20 protein-coding genes and 1 pseudogene are annotated in these 25,931 nt (G+C 61.5%); 9 read left to right on the top strand and 12 right to left on the bottom strand.

The features are described 5' to 3' along the window. Positions 1 to 4,314, top strand: a 4,314-nt coding sequence (locus PSEUDOMOFG3G_RS19020) for an S-layer family protein (RefSeq protein ID WP_139050846.1), incomplete at its 5' end; no start/stop codon positions are given. A 126-nt stretch (positions 4,315 to 4,440) separates the two neighbouring features. Here PSEUDOMOFG3G_RS19020 and PSEUDOMOFG3G_RS19015 read toward each other — a convergent pair. From PSEUDOMOFG3G_RS19015 to PSEUDOMOFG3G_RS19005, 3 genes are all read right to left on the bottom strand, one after another. Further along, a complete protein-coding gene (locus tag PSEUDOMOFG3G_RS19015; protein ID WP_139050845.1) occupies positions 4,441 to 4,800 on the bottom strand; it encodes a DUF6124 family protein in 360 nt (119 codons plus the stop codon). A gap of 509 nt (positions 4,801 to 5,309) precedes the next feature. Then, positions 5,310 to 5,705, bottom strand: a complete 396-nt coding sequence (locus tag PSEUDOMOFG3G_RS19010; RefSeq protein WP_139050844.1) for a YbaN family protein — start codon at positions 5,703 to 5,705, stop codon at positions 5,310 to 5,312. Between the two features lie 8 nt (positions 5,706 to 5,713). Continuing rightward, a complete protein-coding gene (locus PSEUDOMOFG3G_RS19005) occupies positions 5,714 to 6,301 on the bottom strand; it encodes a YecA family protein (RefSeq protein ID WP_047226200.1) in 588 nt (195 codons plus the stop codon). A 420-nt stretch (positions 6,302 to 6,721) separates the two neighbouring features. Here PSEUDOMOFG3G_RS19005 and recQ point away from each other — a divergent pair, with 420 nt between their 5' ends. The 3 genes from recQ (at position 6,722) to PSEUDOMOFG3G_RS18990 (ending at position 11,420) form a co-directional block, all read left to right on the top strand. Continuing rightward, on the top strand, positions 6,722 to 8,848 hold the full coding sequence (gene recQ / locus PSEUDOMOFG3G_RS19000) for a DNA helicase RecQ (RefSeq protein WP_139050842.1): 2,127 nt from the start codon (positions 6,722 to 6,724) through the stop codon (positions 8,846 to 8,848). Positions 8,849 to 8,966: 118 nt separating this feature from the next. Continuing rightward, positions 8,967 to 9,401, top strand: a complete 435-nt coding sequence (locus PSEUDOMOFG3G_RS18995) for a MarR family transcriptional regulator (RefSeq protein WP_047226202.1) — start codon at positions 8,967 to 8,969, stop codon at positions 9,399 to 9,401. A 93-nt stretch (positions 9,402 to 9,494) separates the two neighbouring features. Then, the gene (locus PSEUDOMOFG3G_RS18990; RefSeq protein WP_139050841.1) at positions 9,495 to 11,420 is read left to right on the top strand and encodes a FimV/HubP family polar landmark protein; all 1,926 of its coding nucleotides are present in this window, start codon (positions 9,495 to 9,497) and stop codon (positions 11,418 to 11,420) included. A 126-nt stretch (positions 11,421 to 11,546) separates the two neighbouring features. On the opposite strand, the gene PSEUDOMOFG3G_RS18985 is transcribed toward PSEUDOMOFG3G_RS18990, so the two are convergent. After that, on the bottom strand, positions 11,547 to 13,748 hold the full coding sequence (locus tag PSEUDOMOFG3G_RS18985) for a patatin-like phospholipase family protein (protein ID WP_139050840.1): 2,202 nt from the start codon (positions 13,746 to 13,748) through the stop codon (positions 11,547 to 11,549). Positions 13,749 to 13,819: 71 nt separating this feature from the next. On the opposite strand from PSEUDOMOFG3G_RS18985, the gene PSEUDOMOFG3G_RS18980 reads away from it, so the two are divergent. Further along, on the top strand, positions 13,820 to 14,107 hold the full coding sequence (locus PSEUDOMOFG3G_RS18980) for a SelT/SelW/SelH family protein (RefSeq protein ID WP_047226205.1): 288 nt from the start codon (positions 13,820 to 13,822) through the stop codon (positions 14,105 to 14,107). Here the strand turns inward: PSEUDOMOFG3G_RS18980 and PSEUDOMOFG3G_RS18975 are convergent. Together PSEUDOMOFG3G_RS18975 and PSEUDOMOFG3G_RS18970 are read right to left on the bottom strand one after the other, a co-directional pair. After that, positions 14,101 to 14,994: a DMT family transporter gene (locus PSEUDOMOFG3G_RS18975; protein ID WP_076385870.1), complete on the bottom strand. Its 894-nt coding sequence runs from the start codon at positions 14,992 to 14,994 to the stop codon at positions 14,101 to 14,103. The two genes, PSEUDOMOFG3G_RS18980 and PSEUDOMOFG3G_RS18975, sit on opposite strands and share 7 nt — an antisense overlap. A gap of 92 nt (positions 14,995 to 15,086) precedes the next feature. Continuing rightward, positions 15,087 to 15,836: an AraC family transcriptional regulator gene (locus PSEUDOMOFG3G_RS18970; protein WP_076385868.1), complete on the bottom strand. Its 750-nt coding sequence runs from the start codon at positions 15,834 to 15,836 to the stop codon at positions 15,087 to 15,089. 134 nt (positions 15,837 to 15,970) lie between these two features. On the opposite strand from PSEUDOMOFG3G_RS18970, the gene PSEUDOMOFG3G_RS18965 reads away from it, so the two are divergent. Further along, positions 15,971 to 16,789 (top strand): UDP-2,3-diacylglucosamine diphosphatase, encoded by an 819-nt coding sequence (locus PSEUDOMOFG3G_RS18965; protein WP_047226208.1) that lies wholly within the window; start codon positions 15,971 to 15,973, stop codon positions 16,787 to 16,789. 124 nt (positions 16,790 to 16,913) lie between these two features. Here the strand turns inward: PSEUDOMOFG3G_RS18965 and PSEUDOMOFG3G_RS18960 are convergent, their stop codons facing one another. Both PSEUDOMOFG3G_RS18960 and PSEUDOMOFG3G_RS18955 read right to left on the bottom strand, forming a co-directional pair. Further along, complete coding sequence (locus tag PSEUDOMOFG3G_RS18960) at positions 16,914 to 17,504, bottom strand: HD domain-containing protein (RefSeq protein WP_107322116.1); 591 nt, start codon at positions 17,502 to 17,504, stop codon at positions 16,914 to 16,916. A 20-nt stretch (positions 17,505 to 17,524) separates the two neighbouring features. Then, positions 17,525 to 17,836: a DUF962 domain-containing protein gene (locus tag PSEUDOMOFG3G_RS18955; RefSeq protein WP_047226210.1), complete on the bottom strand. Its 312-nt coding sequence runs from the start codon at positions 17,834 to 17,836 to the stop codon at positions 17,525 to 17,527. 161 nt (positions 17,837 to 17,997) lie between these two features. Here PSEUDOMOFG3G_RS18955 and PSEUDOMOFG3G_RS18950 point away from each other — a divergent pair. Continuing rightward, a pseudogene (locus PSEUDOMOFG3G_RS18950) lies at positions 17,998 to 19,054 on the top strand (AraC family transcriptional regulator). Here the strand turns inward: PSEUDOMOFG3G_RS18950 and PSEUDOMOFG3G_RS18945 are convergent. Next, the gene (locus PSEUDOMOFG3G_RS18945) at positions 19,011 to 20,465 is read right to left on the bottom strand and encodes a TrkH family potassium uptake protein (RefSeq protein WP_076385864.1); all 1,455 of its coding nucleotides are present in this window, start codon (positions 20,463 to 20,465) and stop codon (positions 19,011 to 19,013) included. The pseudogene PSEUDOMOFG3G_RS18950 and the gene PSEUDOMOFG3G_RS18945 overlap by 44 nt on opposite strands. Positions 20,466 to 20,648: 183 nt before the next feature. Here PSEUDOMOFG3G_RS18945 and PSEUDOMOFG3G_RS18940 point away from each other — a divergent pair, with 183 nt between their 5' ends. Further along, positions 20,649 to 21,218: an NAD(P)H nitroreductase gene (locus PSEUDOMOFG3G_RS18940; protein ID WP_139050839.1), complete on the top strand. Its 570-nt coding sequence runs from the start codon at positions 20,649 to 20,651 to the stop codon at positions 21,216 to 21,218. 97 nt (positions 21,219 to 21,315) lie between these two features. On the opposite strand, the gene PSEUDOMOFG3G_RS18935 is transcribed toward PSEUDOMOFG3G_RS18940, so the two are convergent. The 3 genes from PSEUDOMOFG3G_RS18935 to phhA form a co-directional block, all read right to left on the bottom strand. Continuing rightward, positions 21,316 to 22,509 carry an amino acid aminotransferase gene (locus PSEUDOMOFG3G_RS18935; RefSeq protein WP_076385860.1) on the bottom strand — a complete coding sequence of 398 codons (1,194 nt, stop codon included), beginning with the start codon at positions 22,507 to 22,509 and terminating at the stop codon, positions 21,316 to 21,318. After that, the gene (locus tag PSEUDOMOFG3G_RS18930; protein WP_003184087.1) at positions 22,509 to 22,865 is read right to left on the bottom strand and encodes a 4a-hydroxytetrahydrobiopterin dehydratase; all 357 of its coding nucleotides are present in this window, start codon (positions 22,863 to 22,865) and stop codon (positions 22,509 to 22,511) included. The genes PSEUDOMOFG3G_RS18935 and PSEUDOMOFG3G_RS18930 overlap by 1 nt, the downstream gene beginning before the upstream one ends. Before the next feature lie 99 nt (positions 22,866 to 22,964). Further along, a complete protein-coding gene (phhA, locus tag PSEUDOMOFG3G_RS18925) occupies positions 22,965 to 23,750 on the bottom strand; it encodes a phenylalanine 4-monooxygenase (RefSeq protein WP_047226214.1) in 786 nt (261 codons plus the stop codon). A 337-nt stretch (positions 23,751 to 24,087) separates the two neighbouring features. On the opposite strand from phhA, the gene PSEUDOMOFG3G_RS18920 reads away from it, so the two are divergent. Beyond that, entirely contained in the window at positions 24,088 to 25,647 is a 1,560-nt protein-coding gene (locus PSEUDOMOFG3G_RS18920; RefSeq protein WP_076385858.1) for a sigma-54-dependent transcriptional regulator, read from the top strand. Positions 25,648 to 25,931 lie beyond the last annotated feature (284 nt).

The following is a 25,931-nucleotide window of genomic DNA, read 5'->3' as shown; positions in this document are numbered from 1 at the left end:
GAAGGCCTGGACACCGAAGGCGGTGAGCTGAACCTTCAGGAGAAAAACCTCAGCGACGGCACCAGCCCGGACGCTCCAGCGCTGACCCAAAGCGGCACCTTCACCATCACCGCGCTGGACGGTGTGCAGACCCTGAGCGTGGGCGGCATCAATGTCGTCACGGGCGGTGTTGCGGCCGGTTTCCCACAATCCATCACCACGGCCTTGGGCAACACACTGACCATCACCGGCTTCAACGCCGCCACCGGCGTGGTGAGTTACAGCTACACCTTGCTGGACAACGAAGCCCACGCAAACGCCAACGGCGCCAACAGCCTTAGCGAGCAATTTGCCGTCGTGGTCACCGACGACAACGGCACCACGGCCACCGGCAATCTGGATGTGAATATCGTTGATGATTTGCCCACCGCCCATGCTGATTCCGCCTCGGTGGACGAAGGCGGGACGGTCAGCGGCAACGTCCTGAACAACGATGTGGGCGGTGCCGATGGACCCGCCGCAAGCGGCGCGGTGATCGGTGTGCGTGCTGGCAGCGACACCTCAACCTCGGCGGTTGGCGGCCTCAACACCCAGATCAACGGCACCTACGGCTATCTCACGCTGGACGCCAATGGCAACGCCGTTTACCACAGCAACCCGAACACCGTCAGTGCACCCGGTGCCACCGACGTATTCACCTACACCGTGCGCGATGCCGACGGCGATGAAAGCACCACCACCATCACCATCGATGTCTACAACAGTTGCCTCGTTGCCGAAACTGATCAGGACATCACCGTCTACGAAAAAGCCTTGGACCTGAACCAGGACGGTCAGGACCTGGCCCCCGGTACCGTCACCGGCAGCGCGCCGAACGCTACCACTGAAACCGCCAGCGGTAGCCTGGTCGGCTCGGTCACAGGTGCAATCGGCGCCGTCACCTTCGCCCTGGTAGGCAACGCCACCGGTGCCTATGGCCAACTGCTGCTCAACCCCGACGGTTCCTACACCTACACCCTGACCTCGCCAGCCACCACCGCACCTTCGGCCAACGATGGTCCGAATGTCCTGAGTGAAAGCTTTACCTATCAAGCCACCGATTCGCTGGGCAATACCGTCACCAGCACCATCGTTATCAACATCGTTGACGACGTACCCAACGCCCAGGCCGATTTGGCTTCGGTAGTGGAGGGCGGCACGGTCAGCGGCAATGTGCTGGACAACGACGTACTCGGCGCCGACGGTGGCGCAGTGATCGGCGTACGTGCTGGCAACGACACCTCAAACCCTGCAACAGGTGGTCTCAACACCCAGATCAACGGCACCTACGGCTATCTCACGCTCGACGCCAATGGCAATGCGGTCTACCACAGCAACCCGGACGCCGTCGGCGCGCCGGGGGCCACTGACGTATTCACCTACACCGTGCGCGATGCCGACGGCGATGAAAGCACCACCACCATCACCATAGATGTCTACAACAGCTGCCTCGTCGCCGAAACCGATCAGGACATCACCGTCTACGAAAAAGCCCTGGACCTGAATCAGGACGGCCAGGACCTGGCTCCCGGCACCGTCACCGGCAGCGAGCCGAGCGCCACCAGCGAAACCGCCAGCGGTAGCCTGGTCGGTTCGGTGACCGGTGCCAGTGGTGCGCTGACGTTCAGTCTGGTGGGCAACGCCACCGGCGCCTACGGCCAGTTGTTGCTCAACCCCGATGGCTCGTACACCTACACGCTGACTTCGCCCGCCACGACGGCGCCCAACGCCAACGACGGCCCAAATGTATTGAGCGAAAGCTTCACCTACCAAGCCACGGACGCCTTGGGCAACAGTGTCACCGGCAACCTGGTGGTGAGCATCGTCGACGACGTGCCCACGGCCGTCGCGTCCGAGCGTTCGGTGACGGCGGTGGAGATCGACTCGAACCTGTTGATTGTGCTCGATGTGTCCGGGAGCATGGCCGACCCCTCGGGTGTACCGGGGCTCTCGCGGCTGGACCTGGCGAAACAGGCCATCAGTGCCTTGCTCGATAAATACGACGATCTGGGGGATGTGAAAGTCCAGCTCGTGACCTTCAGCAGCAGCGCCACCGACCAGACTTCCGTGTGGGTGGACGTGGCGACCGCCAAGTCGCTCCTCTCCGGCCTGTCAGCGGGCGGTGGGACCAACTACGATGCGGCGGTAGCGGCGGCCAAGACCGCGTTTGTCACCTCGGGGCAACTGACCGGCGCACAGAACATTGGCTATTTCTTCTCCGACGGCAAGCCCACGACGGGCCAGGGGATCGATGCGGCGGACGAAGCGGCGTGGAAAGCATTCCTCGACGCCAACGGCATCAAGAACTACGCCATCGGTCTGGGCGGTGGGGTCAGTGACACTCACCTTGACCCGCTGGCCTACGACGGCAGTACCCACACCAACACCGACGCGGTGCTGGTCACCGACCTGAACCAGCTCAACTCGGTGCTCTCCGGCACCGTGCAGGGTGTGCCGGTCACTGGCAGCCTGCTGGGCGAGGGCGGCTCGTTCGGCGCCGACGGCGGGTTTGTCAAAAGCCTGGTGGTCGATGGCACCACCTACAGCTACGATCCGGCCGCCAACGCCGGACAGGGTGCGCTGACCGCCAGCGGCGGGGCCAACCATGGCACCTTCAACACGGCCAACAACACGCTGAGTATCGCCACCGACCACGACGGCACGCTGGTGGTGAATCTCGACACCGGCGAGTACAGCTACACCTCCCAGACCGCCACCAGCACATTGATCACCGAGACCATCGGCTTCACTGTCAGCGACCACGACGGCGACCTGGCCAGTTCCAGCCTGGTGATCAAGGTTCTCCCCAACAGCCCGCCCGTGGCAGTCGACGACAACATCATCACCAACGTCCTGTCGGGCAACATCGTGATCCCGGGAGAAATGCTGCTGGGCAACGACAGCGACGCCAACGGCGACCCGCTCACGGCGTCGCCCACCGGCTTCAACACCGGCTGGGTTGCCAGGGGCGCAGACTTCACCGGCAGTACCGGCACGGTCAGCTTCACCGGTAACAACGTGCAGTCGATCAACCTCAACCGCGGCGCTTTTGTCGCCAATGCCGCGACCATGACCGCGGTGCTGGTGGTCAGCGGCGCACTGGGGATGGTGTCCAACCACAACACCAACGATGAAGACCGGCTCAACATCAGCCTCAAGCAGGGGGAAACCCTCACCCTGGACCACAACCTGGCGGCCGGACGGATCGCCCTGGAGTACTCCCTCAACGGCGGGCCTTTCATCGCGATCACCGACGGTGCCTCGTTCACCGCGGCGGCGGATGGCAACTACCAGATCCACGTCACCAACATCGCCAATGGCAGTGGTGGCAACCCCAACGGCGCGGAAAACTACCAACTGACCTTGACCGTCAACTACGCCGGCGCCCAGGACAGCACGCCGGATTACCACGGCAGCTACACCGCCAGCGACAATCACGGTGGCAGCGACAGCGCAGCGGTCGGCATCAGCTATCAGGCAGGCCACACCCTGACGGGCACGACAGGGGACGACGTGCTGATCGCCGGCGAGGGGGACAACATCCTCAACGCGGGCGACGGCAACGACATACTCAGCGCCGGTTCGGGCAACAACGCCTTGCACGGCGAGGCGGGCAACGACTTGCTCTACAGCGGCGCCGGCAACGACCTGCTCGACGGTGGCACCGGCAACGACACCGCCAGCTACGCCCACGCCAGTGCCGGGGTTACGGTGAACCTGGGTCTGTTAGCCGCCCAAAACACCGTGGGCGCCGGCATCGACACCCTGGCGGGCATCGAAAACCTGGTCGGCTCGAACTTCAACGACACCCTCACCGGCGATAGTGCCAGCAACCGCATCAACGGCGGCCTGGGCGACGACGTGCTCAATGGCGGTGGTGGCGATGACGTGTTGATCGGAGGCCTGGGCAACAACACCCTGACCGGAGGCAGCGGCGCTGATACCTTCCAATGGCAGGTGGGCAACAGCGGCCATGACCTGGTCACGGACTTCACCCCTGGCCTCGACAAACTCGACCTGTCGCAACTGTTGCTGGGGGAGAACGGCAGCAGCGCGTCCCTGGACGACTACCTGCACTTCAGCGTCACCGGCAGTGGTGCGTCGGTCATGACCAGCATCGACGTCAGCTCCACGGCCGGCGCCGCACCGAACCAGACCATCGACCTGGCCGGCGTCAACCTCGCCAGCTACTACGGCGTCACACCGGGCGTGGACGGCATGATCGCCGGCGCGGATACAGCGACCATCATCAACGGAATGTTGAATGATCATTCGTTGAAGGTGGACACCGTGTGAGGTGAACTGAAACGACAAAACCCGTCATGTTCAAATAGGACATGGCGGGTTTTGTGTTTTTGAGGGGATGCACACTTTTGCGTGAACGGCATGCATGCTTTTGTGGTGAGGGAGAAGGTGTGTCGACTAGCGCGGCTCGACGTTATCCAGCGCGCGGTTTGCCAGCAATCCGCCCAGTTCGATCAATTGCTGAATACCCAGCGCCACATGCCGTCGCGAGCCGTCCAACTCGAAGGCCAGGTCACTGATCATGGCATCGGCCGAAGCCAGGGTTTCGCGCAGGTTGGCGAGCAGGCATTCGGTGTCGACGCCGTTGACGACAGTGAAGAGTTGGCCTGGAGGCGGATCAGTTTCGGGTTGGGTCGGTTTGGGTTTCAGGTAAAAGTCGAGGGCGCGTTCGGCGGCTTGATCGAATGCTTTTGAATCGAGGGTGTCGCAGGGGGATGACGGGGCGGTGTCTGGTGGGTTGGGGGTTACTTTGAACATGATGAAACTCCTTGATGAGTGGAGCCGTCATCCATCGCTGCTAAACGAAGAAGGTGGCGGCTGTACGCGGGTTAGCAGACCAGGCATCAAGGAACCCGGCGCACCGAAGTGCCCCACGCATAGCCGCCATAATGCTGACCAGCCGAAGATGATCGACTGATCAATGGCGACACTGGCGTGCCTTGATGGTTCGAGCTGCTAAACCCGATCGCTGATTCATCAGCGACCAGGAAACGATAAAGCCCGACCCCAAGGCGCACAAGCCGGCGGATTCTGGCGCAGTTGTAGGCAATGGCGCAAGAATCGGTGGTTTGAGGGTGAGGCACGCTGGGAGTCTCACCGGTTTAGTGGATTATTCCTTCAACTGCTTCTTTATCTTGGCTGTGAGATTGAAGCTTGAGCGAGGTACCGCGTGATGCCGGGGGCGTAATAAGAGACCTGACCGCGCAATTGCCCTCGGCGCGCCCGTTGTGGCGACTGGCGTGGGTCAACGTAGCTTCGCGCCGGCTTCAGGGCTTATGCAGGGTTTTTTGCTTGAGGATATAAACCGTCACCAGCACCGCACTGGTGAGCATGAACACCCGCGCCCACGGCAGTGGCACCAGATAGCAGGACAACAGGATGCTCACCCACATCAGCCCGATGGCGTAGACCTTGCCCTTGAGCGGGATGCCGTTGCCGCTGAGGTAGTCAGCGATCCAGGGCCCGAGCCGCGGATGGCCCACCAGCCAGCGATAGAAGCGTGGCGAGCTGCGGGCGAAGCAGGCCGCGGCCAGTAGCAGGAAAGGGGTAGTGGGCAATACGGGAATGAAGATCCCGATGACCCCCAGCACCACGCTCAACCAGCCAATGGCCAGCAGGGCGTAGCGCAGGATCAGCGAGCGGTTGCCGATGGGCGCGGGCACCCGGTGGCTCAGTGGTGGCGCGGCTTGAGGATCGCCGGTTTCTCGTCCGGGGCGTTGCACAGCAGGTACAGGGCGGTGAGGGCTTCAGGGATCTGCACGATCATGTCGTCCATCAGGTTCGCGTCGGCGGCGATGTCGGAAAACTCCGGTTGCTCGTCGAACAGACCGGAACCGACCATGATCGGCAGCAGCATTTCGCTGACTTCTTCCTCGGCGGTTTCGAACCAGGCGGCTTCGCGCAGGAACACGCCTTCCATGAAACCGATGCACCAGCCACGCAGTTCCGAATCGTCCGGGTCATCGCCCAGGTCCAGCTCGCATGGCAATTCGAATTCTTCGTCGGAAGCCAACTGACGGGCGATGTGGGCCTTGAGCAACACCAGCGTGGTTTCGATGACCTCACGCTCGGCATCGTCGGCGTAATGCGGCTCTTCGGCGAACAGCGCGTCGATCCACTCACGCTCCGGCACCTGTTCGGAGCAGATGGACAGGGCGGTCAGGTAGCCGTGAGCGGCCACGTAATCCAGCGCCTCTTCGTGCAGCTCATCGGCGTCGAGGAAGACTTGCAGGCGGGTCAGTTGCTCAGCGAAGGACATTACAGGCTACCTTGGGGAATAAACAATGCGGGAATTCTAGGCCTTCTTGAGCGCCCAGGCCAGCCGCGTGGTGTATTTGCCTCTCCAATGCCCGGGGTGGACACAAATTTGCGCTCGCCCACAGATCAAATGTGGGAGCGAGCCTGCTCGCGATAGCGGTGGAGCAGCTTGCATTGATGTTGAATGGGCCGATGTCATCGAGAGCAGGCTCGCTCCCACAGGGACTGATGGCAACCGGAAGACCCCCGACACCTCTTGTCAGCATCACCCTTCACAACGAAACCCTCGGGTATACTGCCGCGTTTTGTGATGCCCTGCGGCGTCCCGGCGTTTCGAAACGCGCACTTACGATTTGCCGGTGCAGCGTTTTTGATTCTGAACCAGCCTTGCAGGGATGTTTCGGTGATTTTTGGAGTTTTTATGCTCGAACAGGCTCAACGCGTCCTCAAGGACATCTTCGGCTACGACAGTTTCCGTGGCCGCCAGGGTGCCATTATTGAGCGCGTGGCCAGCGGTGGCGATGCCCTGGTGCTGATGCCCACCGGCGGCGGCAAATCGTTGTGCTTCCAGGTGCCGGCGCTGTTGCGCAACGGCCTGGCGGTAGTGGTCTCGCCGCTGATTGCGTTGATGGACGACCAGGTCGCGACCCTTGAAGAGCTGGGGGTTGCAGCCGCTTCGCTGAACTCGACCCTCAGTGCCGAGCAGCAACGGGACCTGGCGGCGCGAATCAAGCGCGGTGAAATAAAAATGCTCTACCTGGCCCCGGAACGCCTGGTGCAGCCGCGCATGCTGGCGTTCCTGCAGAGCCTGGAAATCGCACTGTTTGCCATCGACGAAGCCCACTGTGTGTCCCAATGGGGCCACGACTTCCGTCGTGAATACCTGCAACTGGGGCAACTGGCCGAACTGTTTCCCGACGTGCCACGCATCGCCCTGACCGCCACCGCCGACAAACGTACCCGCGAAGAAATCGTCGATCGCCTGCATTTGCAGAACGCCGAGCGCTTCCTTTCCAGCTTCGACCGCCCCAACATTTTCTATCGCATCGTGCCCAAGGAGCAGCCGCGCAAGCAGTTGCTGGCGTTTATTGCCGAGCGGCGCAGCGATGCCGGCATCGTTTATTGCCTGTCGCGCAAAAAGGTCGATGAAGTGGCGGCGTTTCTCTGCGAACAAGGTTTTCCGGCGTTGCCGTATCACGCCGGCCTGCCCAATGACTTGCGGGCCTATCATCAGAAACGCTTCCTCAATGAGGAAGGCCTGATCATGGTGGCCACCGTGGCGTTTGGCATGGGCATCGACAAGCCCAACGTGCGTTTCGTCGCGCACCTGGACCTGCCCAAATCCCTCGAGGCGTATTACCAGGAAACCGGGCGCGCCGGCCGTGATGGCTTGCCGGCCGACGCGTGGATGGCCTACGGCCTGCAAGACGTGGTGATGCTCAAGCAGATGCTGCAGAACTCCGAGGGCGACGAGCGCCACAAGCGTCTTGAACAGCACAAGCTCGACGCCATGCTTTCGCTGTGCGAAGAGACCCGCTGCCGGCGCCAGACCTTGCTGGCCTATTTCGACGAAGACATGCCCCAGCCTTGCGGACATTGCGACAACTGCGTCGACGGCGTGGAAACCTGGGACGCCACCGAACCGGCCCGCCAGGCGTTGTCGGCGATTTATCGCACCGGGCAGCGCTATGGCGTGGGGCATCTGGTGGACGTGCTGCTGGGCAAGGACAACGAAAAGGTGCGCAGCTTTGGCCACCAGCATCTTTCGGTGTTCGGTGTAGGCAAGGCACGCACGGAAAGTGAGTGGCGTTCATTGTTCCGCCAGCTCGTGGCCCGCGGGTTGGCCGATATCGACCTGGAAGGCTACGGCGGCCTGCGCCTGAGTGCGAGTTGTCGGCCGTTGCTCAAAGGCGAGGTCTCCCTCGAACTGCGCCGTGATCTCAAGCCGGCAACGGCGATCAAGAACAGCAAGAGCCAGGCCAGCCAACTGGTGCGCGGCGAAGAGCGGGACCAGTGGGAAGCCTTGCGCGCCTTGCGTCGCAAGCTGGCCGAAGAGCATGGCGTGCCGCCGTATGTCATCTTCCCCGACTCGACGCTGCTGGAGATGCTCCGCAGCCAACCCACGTCCCTGGCGGAAATGGCCCGGGTCAGTGGCGTGGGCGCGCGCAAGCTGGAGCGTTACGGCGAAGCCTTCCTCCAAGTGCTGGGCGGCGAGGTCGAGGCGCCGAAAGCGGTGGCCGATGTTCGTCACGAATTGATCACCCTGGCCCGCGCCGGCATGACCCCGTTGCAGATTGCCGGACAACTGCAATGCTCGGAAAAGAACGTTTATACGATGCTGGCCGAGGCCATCGGCAAGCAGCAGTTGTCTTTGGAGCAGGCGTTGGATTTACCCGAGGAATTGATGGGCGAGGTGCAGGATGCGTTTCTGGACGGCGAAGGCGAGTTGCCAGCGGTGTCGGAAGTTGCAGCACTGTTTGTCGGTCGGGTTCCGGAAGGTGTCCTGTATTGTGTCAGGGCTGCGTTGCAGTCGGAATTTGAAGTCTGATCAGTGAGTTACCTTCCTTTAACGATTCACTACAGGGTAAACCTTGCCTGAATCCGAAGCTCATGCTTAGCTGACTAATAATTAGTTTTTCTCTATTTCAGATCTGATGAGTTTTTTTATGCCGTTAACCGATCAACACCGTTTTGGCATGCAGTTGGCACAGATGTCTCGAGGCTGGCGCGCCGAGCTGGATCGTCGCCTGGCCGGGTTGGGTCTGTCTCAGGCCCGCTGGCTGGTGCTGTTGCACCTGGCCCGTTTCGAACAGGCGCCGACCCAGCGCGAACTGGCCCAGAGTGTCGCTGTCGAAGGCCCGACCCTGGCCCGGTTGCTCGACAGCCTGGAAGCTCAGGGCCTGGTGCAGCGTCAGGCCGTGGCCGAGGATCGTCGTGCCAAGAAAATCGTGCTTTGTGCACCGGCGCTGCCGCTGATCGAACAGATCGAAACCATTGCCACGCAACTGCGCCGCGAGTTGTTCGAGGGGGTCGATGAAGCCGACATGCGCGTGTGCATGCGGGTCCATGGCACGATTCTGGCCAATCTGGAAAAATCCTGAGGCATATCCCAGGCATCAGACTTTTGAGATTCGGCGGTTCGCGAACTATAACCAGTACTTAGGCGCTCAGTCTGGTAATCAAAAGGGATGCCCATGCTTGTAAGTTTGCAGTGCACGTTGCGCAGTTGGCTCAACGTGTTGGTAGTCGTGGCAGCCATGGGGTATTCGGCGTTGGCATCGGCGCTGGGGCTTGGGGAGATCACCCTCCATTCCGCGCTGAATCAGCCGTTGCGTGCCGATATCGCTCTGGTCGATGTGACCGGGGTAAGTGAAAGCGATTTGTCGGCCAGCCTGGCGAGCGCGGACGATTTCAGCCGTGCCGGCGTGGAGCGGGTGTTCTATCTCAATAGCTTGCGCTTCACGCCAGTGCTGCGCGGCGAGCGCGGCTACATTCGGGTGACCTCCAGCAAACCGGTGGAGGAACCCTTCCTCAATTTCCTGGTGCAGCTCAATCAACCCAACGGGCGTCTGCTGCGCGAATACACCGTGCTGATCGACCCACCGGGCACGCCGGGTATCGTACCGGCGCGGGACGAGCCAGCCGCCGCGGCCCAGGCAACGCCTGCGATCAAGCCGCCTGCGGCTACTCAAGGCAAGCGCTATACCGTCGTGCAGGGAGACAACCCCTGGTCCATCGCCAAACGACTGCATGACGCCGGCAGCAATGCTTCGGTCAATGAGCTGATGCAGGGCATCCAGGCCCTGAACCCCGGCAGTGACCGGCTTTCCGTGGGCCAGCGTTTATTGCTGCCCGATTCTGCGGTGCTGCCATCAGCGGCAGAAACGGCTGCCGTCCCGGCCTCCGCCGTGTCCGACGAGCAACTGGCCGCCAGCGTGCTGCAAAACGAGCAGCAACAAAAAACCATCGAGCAACTGCAGGCGCTGCTCCAATCCCAAGACGAAGAAATCGCGAGTCAGCGCAAGCAGATCAGAGAGTTGCAGACACAACTGGCCGAGGTCGCGCCAGCCCCTGCTGAATCTGCGCAGCCGGAGTCTGTGCCTGCCGCAACCCCCGCGCCGCCAGATCAAGCACAACCCGTCACAGAACCGGTCCCGGAACCAGAGGAGGGCATTAACTGGTTGTGGATAACGGCGCTGGTGGGGCTGTTGGGGTTGCTCGGGTTATTGCTGTTTCTTCGTCGACGGCAGCAAGAACAGGCGGAAATGGAGCCCCTGCCCGAGCGTCCTGAACCGATGCTTGAAGACGACACCCAAACCTACGCTTCGACCGCCGACACGGAACAGCCTGAGGCCGCCACGTCGTTCAGCAACGGTGATGCACCTTTGGGGGACGTGCTGGAAGGGGTCGGGATTTACCTGACCTACGGTCGTTTCACCGAAGCGGCGGGATTACTGCGCGCCGCGCTGCTGACAGAGCCCGCGCGCACCGACCTGGGCCTCAAGTTGCTGGAAGTGCTGGGCAAGCAGGGCGATACCATCGGTTTCCAGGCCCAGGAGCATCATTTGTTGGCGCAGGGCATTGACGTCAGCACACTCGAAGAAATCCGCGGGCGTTATCCGAAGGTCGCCGCGGTGGCCGCGCCCATGGTCACAGAACCTCAGCCGCCGCTGACTGACGTTGCTCCTGCGTCCAGTGACGAGTTCGAACTCGATCTGGATGCGCTGTCCATGGAAACCAGTTGGGACCTTGCCGAGCCGCAGCACAGCACCACTGAAAGAACACCTGTTGCGCCCGAAGGCTTTGGGGACTTGTCGCTTTCGAGTTTCGACGAGCCCGACCTGCAGTGGAGCGCGCCGTCGGAAACCGAATCGCTGGACGATGCATTTCTCGATGGGTTTGCTGATGAAGAACAGTCGCTGGAACTGGAGCCGATGGCCCTCGAACCTGTCCGCCAAGAGCCTCAGGTACCGGAACACTCCGACAAGCTGGAGCAGGCGCAGAACTGCATTGACGATGGCGATCTGAAAACCGCCGTCGAACTGCTGGAAGAGTTGCTCGAAGAGGGCAACGAACCTCTCAGGCAGACCGCGCGCGTGCTCCTGGCGGGGATTCGCTGAAGTCCTTTATTAGTGAGCCTGCAGGCCCCTTCGCGAGCAGGCTCGCTCCCACAGGGGATTTGCGGTGAACGCCAAGCCCGCGAACGACACGAAACCAATGTGGGGGCTGCTGCGGATACAGGGCCATCAAAACGTCTGCCCCAGATTCAGATACACCGCCTGCTCGTCATCATCGTTAAACCCATAGCTGAAATTCAGTGGCCCCAACGGCGTATCAAACCCCAGGAAAATACTGGCGGCATTGATGTAGCCGCTGTCGAACTCATTGTCGTTGTTCCACGCCCGGCCGCGTTCCAGGGAGCCGCCGATGTACAGCGGGAAATCCAGCGGCAGGTAGGCTCGCGGTGTGAGCCTTCGGTAATACACGGCGCGCATCAGGCTCATGTTCTGCCCGGAGATGCCGTCTTCGCGAAAGCCCGACAGTTGCCGCGCACCACCGAGTACAAAGCTTGAGGTCACCACTTCAGCGGTGTCCAGGGTACGCCCGTAACGCCCGCCGAGGATGAAGGTGTCCGGGCCGTGGCTCAGCGCCTTGTCCAGATTGAGTTCCCATTGGCGGTAACGCTGGTCGGAACCCAATCCCGGCTCATACTGGCGCCAGGTCAGGCCGATGTCTTCGCCTTCATGGGGGAAGTACACATTGTCGAAGGAGTCGAATGAATACTTCAGGTCGTAGAAGCCTTCATTGAAACTTTCGCTGGGCTGGTCGTGATCGCCAATGCGTACATCTGCCTCGCCCCAGGCTTGGCCGACACCGAAACGGATTTCGCCGCTGTTGCCAATCTGCCGGCCCAGGTTCAGGCCAAAGCCATAACGTTCGACGCGGTACTGGGCCACCGGGTCGTTGTCCAGGATGGACTCGACGTTGCGGGATTCGAATTGTCCGTAAGGTGCGATGAAGTAGCGCGAGCCGACATCCAGCGGCTGGTAGAACTCGCTGTACAGCTCCTGCTTGTCGCCAATCTGTGCCCGGGTCAGCCACTCGGCGCCGAGGCGATTGATGCCATTGACCCGATAGCTGGCGCCAAGGTTGAAAGCGCTGTCGCCGCGCATGTCGTCCGACAGGCTCAACCCCAGCCGCAGGTAATCGGTGCCGGTGCGTTTGCCCCGGGCACTGATGACCAGCGTATGGTCCGGGGCCTTGTGCACTACGCGGTACTGCACCTGCTCGAAGTAATCCAGCCCGTACAACGTGCCCATATCGGTCTGCAAACGACCCAGGTCCAGCGGCTCGCCGACTTGCTGGCGAACGTAATAGCGAATCACGTCGTCACCGACTTTGGAGTCATTCTCCACACGAATGGCGGTGATGACCGGCGTGCGCTCGCTTGGGGTACGCGCCGCCATGAGCTCGGGGTCGGCCGGCTCCGTGGGGCGCAGGTGCGCCAGGCGGGCCTCGAGTATTTGGGTGGCACGGTAACCGGCGTCGATCATTTCCTGGGCGCGGCCGAAGTCTGTGGCGCCGAAGCTCGCCAGCGCCGGCTGGATCAGCACATCGTCTTCTCTGAGCGTTGCCAATTGTTCTTCTGAGTTGCGCCGGGTCATCAGGGTGGTCGACTGGTTCAGGACGTCGATCACGGTGACCAATTGCTTGCGGGTGCTCAGCGGGGTGCCGATGTCCACCACGATGGCCCTGTCCACGCCCATTTCCCGGGCCACATCCAGCGGGATGTTGTCGGTCATGCCGCCATCCACCAGCAACCGGCCGTCCAGTTCCACCGGCGCGAATACCGCCGGGATCGACATGCTGGCGCGGATGACCTTGGGCAGGTGGCCCTTGCGAAACACCACCTTCTCGCCACTGGCGATGTCGGTCGCCACGGCGCGGAAAGGGATTGGCAGTTTGTCGAAGTCCCGGGTGTCGCTGGCGTGGGCCAGCAGGCTTTCAAGCAGCAGGGCCAGGTTCTGCCCCTGGATAACGCCCAAGGGCAGGCCGAGGCTGCCGTCATCACGAAAGCTGAGTTTCTGTTTCACCAGAAAGTCCCGATCGTCCTGCTTGCGCCGGAACGGTACGTCCTTGCGCGGCGGAGCGTCGGACAGGGCCTGTTGCCAGTCGATGCCCAGGGCGAGTTTTTCCAGCTCGTCGATTTTGTAACCCGAGGCATACAGCCCACCGATCACTGCGCCCATGCTGGTGCCCGCGATGGCGTCGATCTGGATGCCTTGTTCTTCCAGGGCCTTGAGCACCCCGATGTGGGCCAGGCCCCGGGCGGCGCCGCCGGACAGTACCAGGCCGATTTTCGGACGCGGCGCCTCGACGGCGGGCTCGTTGGCATGAACGAGCAGGGGCAGCAGTAGCAGAAGCAGGCAAGGCAGCAGGCGGCGCATCGTCAATCTCGGGGCGGGCAATCAAAGGCAGGTATTATAGCGATGCCTTTGCCCCCAGGAGTTCACCCGCAATGACCGAGCACAAGCCGGAAGTCGTCATCACCTATTGCACCCAATGTCAGTGGCTGCTGCGCGCCGCCTGGCTGGCTCAGGAACTGCTCAGCACGTTTAGCGACGACTTGGGCAAGGTGTCGTTGGTTCCGGGCACCGGTGGGGTGTTTCATATCAGTTGCGACGGCACGCAGATCTGGGAACGCAAGGCCGATGGTGGTTTTCCCGAGGCCAAGGTTCTCAAGCAGCGGGTCCGCGACCGGATCGACCCGGAGCGGGACCTGGGCCACAACGACCGGGTTCAGTGAGACGCGGCTTGGGCGCTTACACCCGGTTTCTTTGTGCCGCCACTGAGTTGGCTCGACATCACGATCGCGACGATGATCAGCGCGCCACCCAGCAGCATGCGCAACGTCGGGTTTTCATCGAATAGCAACCAGGCGATGGTGATGCCGTAGACCGGTTCCATGGCAAACACCACCGCCGCCGTGCGGGCCTTGATCACCGCCAGGCTGGCGACAAACAGGCTATGGGCCAGGCCGGTGCAGAACACCCCCAGCAGGGCGATCCACAGCCAGTCGACAGGGCGCACGTCAATCAGTTGCGGCGCTGCCATTGGCAACAGGCAAAAGCCGACCACCAGGTTCTGGCACAAAGCGGCCTGTACCGGCGGCACCCGTGTGGAACCGGCGCGGTTGACCAGCGAAAGCAGCGAGAACAGCAACCCCGAAAGCACGGCCCACAGCAGGCCGGTGGTGGCGCCGCTGGCCAGGTCGAAGTGCGGTGTGACCAGCACCAGGCCGATGCTTACCATTGCCACCAACAGGATTTCATTGGCACGGATCCGCTCGCGGAAAATCAACCCTTCGAGCAGCACCGTGAAGGCCGGGAAGCTGGTAAAGCCCAACGTGGCGATTGCCACACCGGCGACTTTGACCGATATGAAGAAGCTCACCCAGTGCCCGGCGAGCAATAGGCCGCCCAGCAGCAGGCGTCGAAGGTCCTGTGCGTGGAGCTTGTGCCAGCGGGCGCTGCTGGCGAAGCGGGCAAAAAACGCCAGGGCCAGCACGGCGAATACGGCGCGGCCGAACACAATGACCGCTGGCGAGGCGGCGGCGAGCTTGCCGAATACACCGGTCAGGCCAAACATGAGTGCGCCAATGTGCAGGGCGCCGAGGGCGGTACGGGGAGTCATTGCGATCCTTGTCCAACGGTTGAGCGTCTGGGTATTGAACCCGCTACCGGCCGTTCATGTCTGTCGCGATCCTCGCGTTTTTTAGCGCGAAGCTAGCGCTGGCGCCGCAGCTTGCCCGGTGAGGCGCCGAATTCGCGCAGCACTGCGGCGGCAAAGGCGCTTTGCGAGCTATAACCGACCCGGTGGGCGATTTCACCGATGGGCAGTTGCGAATCACGCAGCAGGTCCACCGCCTTGTGTAGACGGCGACTGCGGATGTAGTCCATCGGGGTTTGCCCGCATTCGGCGACGAAGCGGGCATGCAAGCGGGCACTGGAGAGCCCGGCGACCTGGGCCAGGTCCGCCACTTGCAGCGGATAGGCGGCGTACTGGTCAATGTGGGCGTTGAGCGCCGCATAGGGCAGGCGCCGGCCGCCGACGATGTCCTGGCCAGTGCCATTGAGGCTGGCCAGGAGCAGCACGGCCCCTTGTTGGGCGATCACCGGGTCGTCCACCGGGCTGCCCGCCAGCCAGCTGACCAACTGGCTTTGCCCCGCATCCAGGGGCCTGCGCGCGGCATTGTCGAGCAATCGGCGGCTGGCGTCGGCGTGATCACCCAAGGCTTGCCCGATCCAGTCATCGCTCGGCACATCCAGCACCAGGCAACGGCTGCCACGGGGGCTGCCGCAGGCGTGATGGGCACCGGCGGGTATCACCACGAAACTCTGCTGCACGACCTGGCTGCCACAACCTTCGACCTCGAAATCCAACAGCCCGGACAACCCGAACACCAGTTGGGCGTGGTCGTGGCTGTGGACAATCAGGTCGTGGCTGTAATGGCGTAGCGTCAGGGTCGGTCTCATCTCGGTCTCCCGGGGCAGGCCGTCAGCATACACCGAGGCCACGCTGCTTCGCGCTGTCATGTAACGGACTTGTGTTTGTCATGGGGTATTAACCGCAGGAAGGCACAGTGGCTAAAACGATCAGAGGGTTGCCCATGACCAGCGCCGAGCTCGCCAGACCCAGCCGCAAACAGCGTGTTCGCACCTTATGGATTTCCGATGTGCACCTGGGCACCCGGGACTGCCAGGCCGAGCATTTGTCGCAGTTTCTCAAGGGCTACCATACCGACAAGATCTACCTGGTGGGTGACATCATCGACGGCTGGAAGCTGCGCGGCGGCATGTACTGGCCACAGGCTCACACCAACGTCATTCGCCGCTTGCTGACCATGAGCAAGCGCGGCACCGAGGTGATCTACGTCACCGGTAACCATGACGAATTTCTGCGGCGATATTCGAAGCTGATCCTGGGCAATATCCAACTGGTGGACGAAGCGGTGCACGTGACCGCGGACGGCCGGCATTTGCTGGTGATCCATGGCGATCAGTTCGATGTCATCACCCGGTACCACCGTTGGCTGGCATTCCTTGGCGATTCGGCCTACGAGTTCACCCTGACCCTGAACCGCTGGCTCAACCATTGGCGGGCCCGTTATGGCTACGGTTACTGGTCGTTGTCGGCGTACCTCAAGCACAAGGTCAAGACGGCGGTCAGCTTCATCAGCGACTTCGAAGAAGCCATCGCCCATGAATGTGTGAAGCGTGAGCTGCACGGCGTGGTATGCGGGCACATCCACCATGCCGAGATGCGCAGGGTGGGCGAGGTGGAGTATCTCAATTGTGGCGATTGGGTCGAGTCGTGCACGGCGCTGATCGAGCATTGGGACGGGTCGATCGAGTTGTATCGGTTGGCCGATGCCCAGGCGCGGGAGGCGTTGATCCGGGCTGAGTTGAAAGTCACCGAACCGGCGTGAGCCGATCTGACGCCATCGCGGGCAAGCCTTGCTCCCACAGGTATTCACAGCCTGCGAGAGCAAGCACCAGCTGTGGGAGCAAGGCTTGCCCGCGATGGACGGCGCCGCGATCCCCAGCAATCAGTCAGGCTTGAGCCTGTTCAGCCATCGCCGCCTTGTAGATCGACTGCTTCGGTGCGGCAAACAGCCTTTCCAGCATCGGCTCGAAGAAACTCAACGGCAGGGTGTCGTACTCGGCATCGAACGCCGCGGCGTCGTATCGGGCGCAGAAATCAATGGTCGCCTGGTATTGGGGATGCGCTTTGAATTGCTCGCGCAGGTGCCGGTCCATGCCCAGGTGATGGAAGAAGTAATAGCCCTGGAATATCCCGTGTTTCTCCACCATCCACAGGTTTTCGGCGCTGACGAACGGCTTGAGGATGGCGGCGGCAATGTCCGGGTGGTTGTAGCTGCCCAAGGTGTCGCCGATGTCGTGAAGCAAGGCGCAGATCACATATTCCTCGTCCCGTCCGTCACGATAGGCGCGGGTGGCGGTTTGCAGGGAATGGGTCAGGCGATCCACCGGAAAACCACCGAAATCGCCGTCCAGCAACTTCAAATGGGTCAGGATTCGACCCGGTAATTGCCGGGCATAGGCGCTGAAGTCGGCAGCGATGATTGCCCAGTCTTCCTCAGTACCGTCCTTCATGTGGGTAAAGCGCGCGTGGGAGTTCATGGGCAGTCCTTTGAGAGTGGCTAGAACGCAACTTTGCCCCGCAGCATGTCGCGGTACATGACGAAATCGCCGAGCAGGCTGTAGAACGGGTGCTGGAACGTGGCGGGACGGTTCTTTTCAAAGAAGAAATGCCCGACCCAGGCAAAGCCGTAGCCGGCAATGGGCAAGACGATCAGCCACCAGCCGTTGCCGACGATCAGAGCCAGGGCAACAATCAGGATGACCAGAGAGGTGCCGATAAAGTGCAAGCGCCGGCAGGTGCTGTTGCTGTGTTCGCTGAGGTAATAGGGATAGAACTCAGCGAACGTATTGAAGCGTCTGGTGTTTTCCACGACTGCGGGCTCTGTGGTTATTGTTCTGTTGGTTCTGGGCGACCAACGGTTTGATTGAAGTCTAGAGCGATCACTTGCAACGACCAGTGACAATGGGCGCCACTTTAGTATCCTTCGCAAATCCAGCCGTACCCTGCGGCTCGTCATGCAAGTAAAACGTCATGAGCGAACGAACGACTTCTTCAAGCTGGGCGATGGGGATTGTCAAGGCACTGGAAATGGACGGCCTGGATTGTCGGATGCTGTTCAAACAGCTGGGGCTGGACTATGACGCGCTGGAAGATCCGGATGCACGTTTCCCCCAGGATTCGATGACCCGACTCTGGCAACGCGCCGTGGAGTTGTCGGGCAACCCGGCCATCGCCTTGAACATGGGTAAAGTGGTGCGCCCGGCGTCGTTTCACGTGGTCGGGTATGCCTTGATGTCCAGCCGCACGCTGGTCGAGGGTTTCCAGCGGCTCGTGCGTTATCAGCGGATCATCGCTGAAAGCGCCGACCTGAGCTTTCGTCAGATGGAGGGGGGCTACGGGTTGGTTCTGACAGTGCATGGCGACCATCTCCCGCCCACCCGCCAGAGTGCCGAGGCTTCCCTGGCCTGTGCACTGGCCATGTGCAACTGGTTGACCGGACGCACCCTGCACCCGATGAAGGTGCTGTTCCAGGGCGCCGAACCGGTTGATCTGGCGCCTTATCAACAGGCGTTTCCCGCGCCACTGATGTTCGGCGCACCTTACGACGCGTTGATCTTCGAACGTAGTGACATGGAAGCACCGTTACCCACCGCCAACGAGGCCATGGCGCAGCTCCACGACCGGTTTGCCGGTGAATACCTGGCGCGTTTTTCCGAAAGCCGCGTGACCCACCAGACCCGGCAAGTGTTGTGCCGGCTGCTGCCACGGGGCGAGCCTAAGCGTGACGTGGTGGCGCAGACGCTGCACCTGTCCCAGCGCACCTTGCAGCGACGCTTGCAGGAAGAGGGCACCACGTTCCAGAGCTTGCTCGATGATACCCGCCGCGAACTGGCCGAACAGTATCTGGCGCAGCCGGCCCTGACCCTGTTGGAAATCGCCTATCTGCTGGGTTTCGCCGACCCGAGCAATTTTTTCCGGGCCTTTCGACGCTGGTTCGACACGACGCCCGGCGAATACCGGGCGCGGTCAAACGGCCAGGCCGGTCAGTGACGCCAGAACGCCGGGATACACAGCACGAATACGGTGATGATCTCCAGTCGGCCCAGCAGCATGCCAGCCGACAGAATCCACTTGGCCGCATCCGGCAGCGGCGCAAAGTTGCCGGCCGGGCCGATGGTCTCTCCCAGTCCCGGGCCGACGCCGGACACGGTGCTGGCCGCGCCGGTCAGGGCGGTCATCCATTCCACGCCCAATAGCGAGAGCAGCAGGGCGATCACGCAGATGGTGATGGCGAAGAAGAACGAGAAGGTGAGAATCGAGCGTACGATTTCTTCGTCGAGGCGGTGGCCGTTGTATTTTTGCTTGATCACCGCGCGCGGGTGGATCAATTGCTTGAGGTTGGCCCTGAGCAGGATGTAGGCAACCTGGAAGCGGAAGATCTTGATCCCGCCGGCCGTCGAACCGGAACAGCCGCCGACGAAACCCAGGTAGAAGAACAGCATCAGCGAGAAATTGCCCCACAGGCTGTAGTCTCCCAGCGCGAAGCCTGTGGTGGTGACGATCGACGTCACGTTCAACGCCACGTGCCGCAGGGCCTCCAGCCAGTGCAGGTCGGTTGTCGCCCAATACCAGGTGCCCAGTACCACCCAGGTCACCAGCAGCACCGCCAGCAGGCCTTGGACCTGTTGGTCCTTGATCAGCGCCCGGCGATTGCCCCGCAGTGTCGAGACGTACAAGGCAAACGGCAGGCTGCCGAGGATCATGATGACGATAGTGACCCAATGCACCGCCGGTTCGGTCCATTTGGCCAGGGATTTGTCCGACGTCGAGAACCCGCCGGTGGAGATCGCCGACATCGCATGGTTGATGGCATCGAACAGGTTCATCCCCGCCCACCACAGTGCGAGGGTGCCGAGAATGGTGATGCCTACATAGGACGCCACGATCAGCCGCGCCACCATGTGGGAGCGGGGCATGACTTTCTCCGAGCGGTCGGAGGATTCGGTCTGGAACAGCCTCATGCCACCGATGCGCAACAGCGGCAGGATCGCCACCGCCATCGCAATGAAGCCGATCCCGCCGAGCCAGTGCAACAACGACCGCCACATCAGGATGCCGGGGGACATGTTATCCAGGCCGCTCAGGACCGTGGCGCCGGTGGCGGTGATCCCGGACATGCTTTCGAAAAACGAGTCGGTGTAGCTGATGTGCTGGGTCAGCAGGAAGGGCAACGCGGCAAAGATACACACCACCAGCCAACTGCTGACGGTCAGCAGGTACATGTCCCTGGGCCGCAGATGCACGTGTTCCGGGCGTCCGGGAAGGATCAGGGCCAGGCCGGCGACAAAAGTGATCATGCTCGACCAGAGGAACGATGGCAGGTCGTTGGTGCGCTCGAAGATCAGCAAGGTGGCCATGGGCACGACCATGAAGATCGCCAGGGTGATCAGGAAGATGCCGATGATGAAACCAATGATCCGTAGGGTCGGCAACGCCATGAAGTCCGCTCGGGCTGAAAGGGAAGGGCGTCATTCTACCCGCGACAAGCGGCATGTAAACCGGCACCCGGTGGCGCGTGAGGCCAGTGGCCTGCGCAATGGACTTCTGGTTGCGGAATTTGAGCTAACGAACTCGCCGTACAAGCCACTAGAATAGCTGGACATTTTTTCAGGAGGTGGCCGATGCAGGCTCTCGACGCTTTGCTCAACCGTGTTTCCGTCCCGCGCCTGGTGGACCCGGCGCCTACCGCCGAACAGCGCGAGGTCATGTTCGCCGCGGCGATGCGGGCTCCGGATCATGGCCAGTTGCGGCCATGGCGTTTTCTGACGGTCGAAGGGCAGGCGCGTCATCGCATGGGCGAGCTTCTGGCCGAAGCAGCGCGGTTCAATGATCCGCTGGTAGCCGAGGCCGTCGTGGAGAAGGCGCTCAACGGCCCGCTGCGCGCGCCGCTGGTCGTGGTGGTGATTGCACGGTTGCAGGACCATTTCAAGATTCCCAAATCCGAACAAATGCTGGCGGCCGGCTGTGCGGCCCACGCAATCCTGTTGGCGGCGTATGCCCAAGGGGTGGGCGGAGTCTGGCGTACGGGTGAGCTGGCGTATTCACCTCATGTGGCCAAGGGGCTTGGTCTTGAGGACGGGGAAGAGGTGATCGGTTTTCTCTACTTGGGCACACCGCAGAAAGAAGCACGCACGGCGCCGAAGGAAGACGTCGGTCAGTTTGTCCGGGAGTGGACGGGCCCGCAGGTCTAGCGTCTGGCGCAGCTCTTGTGGTGAAAAGGACTTATCTGTGGCGAGGGGATAAATCCCCCTCGCCACAAGGGGATGTGTTCAGCTATTCAAAGGCTGGTTACTTGCACACGTCAGCAATAGCCTCAGCCAGCAAATCCAGGCGCGTGGCGTCGATGCCTGCCACGTTGGCCCGGCCTGTGCCGACCATGTACACGCTGTGGCGTTCGCGCAGGAGCCTGACCTGTTCCGGCGTCAGGCCGGTGTAGGAAAACATTCCCCGTTGCACGCCGATATGGGCGAAGCGCTCACGCAACCCGTGGGGTTCGAGCGCTTCCAGCAGGCCGCTGCGCAACTGCGCAATGCGCAGGCGCATGGTCTGCACTTCGTCGGCCCACAGGCTTTTGAGGTCCGGGTTGCCCAGGATCGTCGCCACTACCGCCGCGCCATGATCCGGCGGCGTCGACCACAGGTTGCGAGCGATGTTCGCCAGTTGGCTGCGGATATCCACCAGTTTGTCGGCATCGCCGGCGCAGACGATCAGCGCACCGGTGCGGTCGCGGTACAGGCCGAAGTTCTTCGAACAGGAACTGGTGATCAGAACTTCAGGCAGTGCCTGGGCAAACAGCCGGACGGCCCAGGCGTCCTGCTCCAGCCCATCGCCGAAACCTTGATAAGCGAAGTCGATCAACGGCAGCAGGTTGCGGCTGCGCATCACTTCCAGCACCTGGCGCCATTGTTCCTGGGTCAAGTCGAAGCCGGTGGGGTTATGGCAGCAGGCATGCAGCAACACCACATCGCCCTTGGGTGCCTGGCTCAGGGTCGCCAGCATCGCTTCGAAATCCAGGCGGTTGTCGGTGCCTACATAGGGGTAATGGCTGGCTTTGACCCCGGCGGCGGCGAAGATGGTTTCGTGAATCGGCCAGGTCGGGTTGCTCAACCAAACGCCGCGGCCCGGCAGGCACTGGGCAATGAAGTCGGCACTCAGGCGCAGGGCGCCGGTGCCGCCCGGCGTCTGGGTCGCACCGGCGCGTTTGTCCTTGATCAGCGTCGAGTCGGCGCCCAGCACCAGTTCATTGATCAACTGGCCGAACGCGGCGTCGCCATGACCGCCGATGTAGGTCTTGGTGCTCTGGCGGTCCACCAGGCGCTGCTCGGCCTGTTTGACTGCCGCAAGAATCGGCGTCAGGCCTTGGGCGTCTTTATAGACGCCCACGCCCAGGTCGAACTTGCCCGGATTGCTGTCAGCCGCGTAAGCCTCCATCAGGCCGAGGATCGGATCGCCGGGCACCCGGCCGATGGCATCGAAATGCATTACTTGCGGCCCTCGGCGGTCTTGGCCACGTCATCGGTGCGGGCGGCCATGATGAAGTCGTTGCGGTGCAAGCCCTTGATGGAGTGGCTCCACCAAGTCACGGTGACTTTGCCCCATTCGGTGAGCAGACCCGGGTGATGACCTTCGGCCTCGGAGATTTCCCCAACGGCGTTGGTGAAGGCCAGGGCGTGCTTGAAATTCTTGAACAGAAAGACTTTTTCCAGCTGCATCACGCCGTCGCGCACTTCGATGTTCCAGTCCGGGATCTGCTTGATCAGTACCGGCAGTTCTTCGTCGCTGACTTGTGGCGCGTCGGCGCGGCAGGCTTCGCAATGGGCTTGGTTCAGAGTGTTCATGGTGTGTTCCCGGATCGAATATTTGAAAAACGTCGATGCACTCACGCTAAAGCAAAGCCGCGTTGTGCAACAGACTCAATTGAGATTAAAAGACGCGGTTCACGCAGCTTTTGGCGGAAATTTCGGAGCGTGCAGGCCCAGTTCGCGACCGCGCTTAACCATGCCCATGATGTCTTCGTGGGCCAGGTCGAACAGGCGCTTGAGCTCGGGGAGCACGAAATACACCGGCTGCAGGATGTCGATGCGATACGGCGTGCGCATGGCTTCCAGCGGATCGAAGGCTTGATGCTCCGGCTCGTCCGACAGGCAGTAAACAGTTTCCTTGGGCGAAGACAGGATGCCGCCACCGTAGATGCGTCGGCCTTGCGGGGTTTGCACCAGGCCGAACTCAATGGTCATCCAGTACAAGCGCGCCAGGTAGACGCGTTCTTCCTTGGAAGCCTGTAGGCCGAGTTTGCCGTAGGTGTGGGTAAATTCTGCAAACCAGGGGTTGGTCAGCAGCGGGCAGTGGCCAAATATCTCGTGGAAAATGTCCGGCTCTTGCAGGTAATCCAGTTCTTCGCGGGTACGAATAAACGTCGCGACGGGAAACTGCTTGCTGGCGAGCAATTCAAAAAAGGTCTGGAAGGGGATCAGCGCTGGTACCCGGGCCACTTGCCAACCGGTGGTTTCGCCCAACACCTTGTTGATTTCACCCAATTGCGGAATACGGTCGTGGGGCAGGCCGAGCTTGTCGATACCGTCCAGGTACTCCTGGCACGCACGGCCTTCGATGACTTTGAGCTGGCGGGTGATCAGCGTGTTCCACACCGCGTGTTCTTCGGCGGTGTAGTGAATAAAACCTTGCGCATCGGGCTCGCGGGCCACGTATTGCGTCTGCTTCATGCTGCTCTCCTGCTGATTTCCCTCGGGGGGACGGCTTGTTTGTTGTTATGTCCAGCGATGCATTAGAGATAACCCGAAGCAGGGATGTGTGCAGCAGGCAGACAAGAGCGGGTATCGCGATAAAGGTGTGGTTTCGTAAAATTTTCGTTACAGGGCTGGCTGTTCTTCGCTATTGTCGGGTTTTTCGACTGGGAAATGGCCTACAACTGTCACATAATCTTGACGTTTATTTGCGCTGCCACGCAGAAAAAACTTGTGGCGAGGGAGCTTGCTCCCGCTGGGCTGCGAAGCAGCCCGCTCTCCCATGCTTGCATACACATCGATATCGGGCCTTTTCATGCGCATCAAAGTCCATTGCCAGAACCGCATCGGCATCCTGCGGGACATCCTCAACCTGCTGGTGGAGTACGGCATCAACGTCGCCCGCGGGGAAGTGGGCGGTGAGCACGGCAATGCGATTTATCTGCACTGCCCGAATCTGATCAACATCCAGTTTCAGGCGCTTCGCCCGAAGTTCGAAGGCATTGCCGGGGTCTTCGGCGTCAAGCGGGTGGGGTTGATGCCCAGTGAACGTCGGCACATGGAGCTCAACGCGCTGCTCGGCGCCCTGGAGTTTCCGGTGCTGTCCATCGACATGGGGGGTTCCATCGTCGCCGCCAACCGGGCTGCGGCGCAGTTGCTCGGGGTGCGAGTGGACGAAGTGCCGGGGATTCCACTGTCCCGGTACGCCGAGGATTTTGACCTGCCGGAGCTGGTGCGCGCCAATCAGTCACGCATCAACGGTTTGCGGGTCAAGGTCAGGGGCGATGTGTTTCTGGCGGACATCGCGCCACTGCAATCGGAGCACGACGACAGCGAGGCCATGGCCGGTGCGGTGCTGACGCTGCATCGGGCAGACCGGGTTGGCGAGCGCATTTATAACGTGCGCAAGCAGGAACTGCGCGGCTTCGACAGCATTTTCCAGAGTTCGAAGGTGATGGCCGCTGTCGTCCGGGAAGCCCGGCGCATGGCGCCACTGGATGCGCCGCTGTTGATAGAAGGCGAAACCGGCACTGGCAAAGAGTTGCTGGCTCGCGCCTGTCACCTGGCGAGTCCGCGCGGGCAGTCACCGTTGATGGCACTCAACTGTGCGGGGTTGCCCGAATCCATGGCCGAGACCGAACTGTTCGGCTACGGCCCCGGTGCTTTCGAGGGGGCCCGGGCCGAAGGCAAGCTCGGTTTGCTCGAACTGACCGCCGGAGGCACGTTGTTCCTCGATGGGGTAGGGGAAATGAGCCCGCGCCTGCAAGTGAAATTGCTGCGCTTTTTGCAGGACGGTTGCTTCCGTCGTGTAGGCAGCGATGAAGAGGTGTACCTGGATGTCAGGGTGATCTGTGCGACCCAGGTGGATTTGTCTGAGCTCTGCGCCCGAGGGGAATTTCGTCAGGATCTGTACCACCGTTTGAACGTCCTTTCGCTGCACATCCCGCCTCTGCGCGAATGCCTCGACGGCTTGATGCCGCTGGTGGAGCATTTTCTTGACCAGGCCAGTCGGCAGATTGGTTGTGCGCTACCGAAACTGGCCCCGGCGGCGATGGACCGTCTCAGCCACTACCATTGGCCAGGCAACGTTCGGCAGCTGGAGAACGTGCTGTTCCAGGCTGTCTCCCTGTGTGATGGCGCAACGGTGAAAGCCGAGCATATCCGTCTGCCGGACTACGGCGTGCGTCAGCCTCTGGGGGACTTTTCCCTGGAGGGTGGGCTGGACGACATCGTCGGGCGATTCGAGAAAGCCGTGCTTGAGCGGCTGTATTCCGAACACCCCAGCAGCCGGCAACTGGGCAAGCGGCTGGGGGTTTCCCATACGACCATTGCCAATAAGTTGCGTGAGTATGAGGTGGGTAAGGCCGGCTCATAATAGTTGCTTACCTGTTGTGTTTGGTGGGGACTTCTATTGCGAGCAGGCTCGCTCCCACAGGGGTATCGAGTGTTCAAAAATCCTGCGAGCACCCAAGATCCATGGTGGGAGCGAGCCTGCTCGCGATGACGGCAGTAGCCGTTGCCAGAAGGTCAAGCGTTGCCACCAAACGGCATGACACCGCCGGTTTTTCGTCTTCGATACATTTACCCAAATCCCTTCAATAACCCTGAAGCCCTTTGTTTGTGCGGCTCGACGGCGCCAGAAAAAAGTTGGTCTGCAAA

This window comes from Pseudomonas sp. FG-3G, assembly GCF_901007645.1.
GTDB lineage: Bacteria > Pseudomonadota > Gammaproteobacteria > Pseudomonadales > Pseudomonadaceae > Aquipseudomonas > Aquipseudomonas rhizophila.
The sequence above is the reverse complement of the archived record's forward strand: the minus strand, read 5'-3'. Positions and strand labels throughout refer to the sequence as shown.